Genomic DNA, 2455 nt, shown 5'->3' on the forward strand with positions numbered 1-2455 from the left:
CTCCGTCCCCGGGGCCTGCCCCGCCCTGGCAGGCTGCGGGGGGCGCCGATGGAACAGGCGGTCGCTATGCTGCCGCGCCAGCTCCCCCGCCGGCATCGTCAGCAGGGTCTGATAAAATTCGCCGGAGACTTCATAGCAGCAGGCCTGGATATGCGGCCCGATCGCCACCACGACCTCCTCCGGCGCCACCCGATGTTCAAGGAACAGCGCCAGGCTGTTTTCGACGATGCCGCTCGCCGCCCCGCGCCAGCCGGCATGGACGCTGCAAACGTAGCGCCCGTCGCGGGAGGCCATCAGCATCGGCAGGCAGTCCGCGGTCACCACCCCCACCTTCTGCCCGCTCAGGGCGGTGAACACCGCGTCGGCGTGTGGCCGTTCGGCCAACGGGGCCCGATAGTAATGGACAACATTGCCGTGCACCAGCTTAACCGGCGCCATCTCGGCGTAGGGAAAGGTGGCGGTCTCGTGCACGTCGAGGAAGGCGTGGCGGATGCCGGGAATAGCGCTTAATAACCGGGATTGAAAGGACATGATGGCGGCAAAATGAATTAATGATGATTTACCGTATGCCAAAGTTGGCGGATGCGCAAGGCGACCCATCATCGGGATAAGGCGGGAAAATACCTTGATCTTAAGGGGTATACGCGACGTTTAGCGTTGCTTCCACCAACGCTATATATTTTAATGCACAACGATTCTTTACTCTCTAACCGAGCCGCCTATGTCCACACTACCTCGTTTCTTACTCAGCCTGACGCTGGTTGCCAGCACGCTGTTCGCCGCGAACGCCTTTGCCGATCGCACCCTCACCGACCAGACCGGGCGCGAAGTCACCCTGCCCGATCGCGTTAACCGCGTCGTCGTGCTCCAGCACCAGACCCTGAACCTGCTGGTGCAGCTTAACGCCGCCGACGACGTTGTCGGCGTCATGAGCAGCTGGAAAAAACAGCTCGGCCCGGCCTTTGCCCGCTTTATGCCCCCCATCGAAGGGCTGCCAACGCCGGGGGATTTAACCCAGGTCAACATCGAAAGCCTGCTGGCGCTGCACCCGCAGGTGGTGTTCGTCGCCAACTACGCGCCCCAGGCGATGATCCAGCAGATCCAGAATGCCGGCATCCCGGTGGTCGCCGTGTCGCTGCGCCAGGACGCCGACGGTGAAAAGAACAAAATGAACCCGTCGATGGCCGACGAAGAGCAGGCCTATAGCGAAGGATTGAAACAGGGTATTCGCCTGATTGGCGAGGTGGTTAATCGCCAGGCCGAGGCGGAAGCGCTGATTCGCTACACCTATAGCGCCCGGGCGCAGGCCAACGCCCCGGTGGCCGACATTCCCGACGACCAGCGGGTGCGGGTCTATATGGCTAACCCCGATCTCAATACCTACGGTTCAGGGAAGTATACCGGCCTGATGATGAAGCACGCGGGGGCCCTGAACGTGGCGGCCGCCTCGGTGAAGGGCGCGCGTCAGGTGTCGCTGGAGCAGGTGCTGCAGTGGAACCCGCAGGTGATCTTTGTCCAGGACCGCTATCCGGAAGTGGTAAAACAAATAACCAGCGACCCGCAGTGGCAGGGGATCGACGCGGTGAAAAACCATCGCGTGTGGCTGATGCCGGAATACGCCAAGGCCTGGGGCTACCCGATGCCGGAAGCGCTGGCGATCGGCGAACTGTGGATGGCGAAAAAGCTCTATCCCTCCCGCTATAGCACCGTCGACGTCGACGCCAGGGCGCAGGACTATTACCAGCGCTTCTACCGCGTAAAATGGACGCCCGATGCTCAGTAATCGTCATCCGGCCCTGCTGCAGGGCGGGCTGGCGCTGGCAACGCTGCTGATTGCCGTGACCTCACTCTGTTTAGGCCAGTATCCGCTGAGCCTCGGCGAGGTCTTTCGCCAGCTGGGCCACCTGTCGCCCGCCGACGGCGTGGCCGGGCAGATTGTCTGGTCGGTGCGCCTGCCGCGGGTGGTGATGGCGCTGCTGGCCGGCGGCGCGCTGGGGCTGTGCGGGGCCACCCTGCAGGGGGTCTTTCAAAACCCGCTGGTCGACCCGCATATCATCGGCGTGACCTCCGGCTCCGCCTTCGGCGGAACCCTGGCCATCCTCTTAGGCCTCGACACGCTGCTGATGATGGCCTCGACGTTCGGGTTTGGCCTGCTGGCGCTGATGCTGGTATACCTGATTGCCGCGCTGCAGGGGCGGGAAAATACCCTGGTGCTGATCCTCTCGGGGATTATTCTCAGCGGCTTTTTTGCCGCCCTGGTCAGCCTGATGCAGTATCTGGCCGATAGCGAAGAGACGCTGCCGAATATCGTCTTCTGGCTGCTGGGCAGCTTCGCCACCGCCAACTGGCATAAGGTGCTGCTGATGGCGCTGCCGATTATCGCCGCCGCAACCCTGCTCTATCGGCTGCGCTGGCGGATTAACCTGCTCGCGCGCGAGGGGAAGGACGCCCCCGG

Annotated in this window: 3 protein-coding genes; 2 read left to right on the forward strand and 1 reads right to left on the reverse strand. The window is 63.0% G+C overall.

The window, feature by feature from the left end; genetic code table 11:
- On the reverse strand, positions 1-531 hold a 531-nt coding region (locus PFH44_RS26745; RefSeq protein ID WP_283826715.1), incomplete at its 3' end, for a purine nucleoside phosphorylase YfiH/LACC1 family protein.
- Between the two features lie 190 nt (positions 532-721).
- Here PFH44_RS26745 and PFH44_RS26750 point away from each other — a divergent pair.
- Both PFH44_RS26750 and PFH44_RS26755 read left to right on the forward strand, forming a co-directional pair.
- Entirely contained in the window at positions 722-1783 is a 1062-nt protein-coding gene (locus PFH44_RS26750; RefSeq protein ID WP_283826716.1) for an ABC transporter substrate-binding protein, read from the forward strand.
- Positions 1773-2455: FecCD family ABC transporter permease (locus PFH44_RS26755; RefSeq protein ID WP_283826717.1), on the forward strand; the 683-nt coding region annotated here is incomplete at its 3' end. The genes PFH44_RS26750 and PFH44_RS26755, both read left to right, overlap by 11 nt.

The organism is Klebsiella sp. Ech2A, from assembly GCF_030078455.1.
Lineage (GTDB): Bacteria > Pseudomonadota > Gammaproteobacteria > Enterobacterales > Enterobacteriaceae > Klebsiella > Klebsiella terrigena.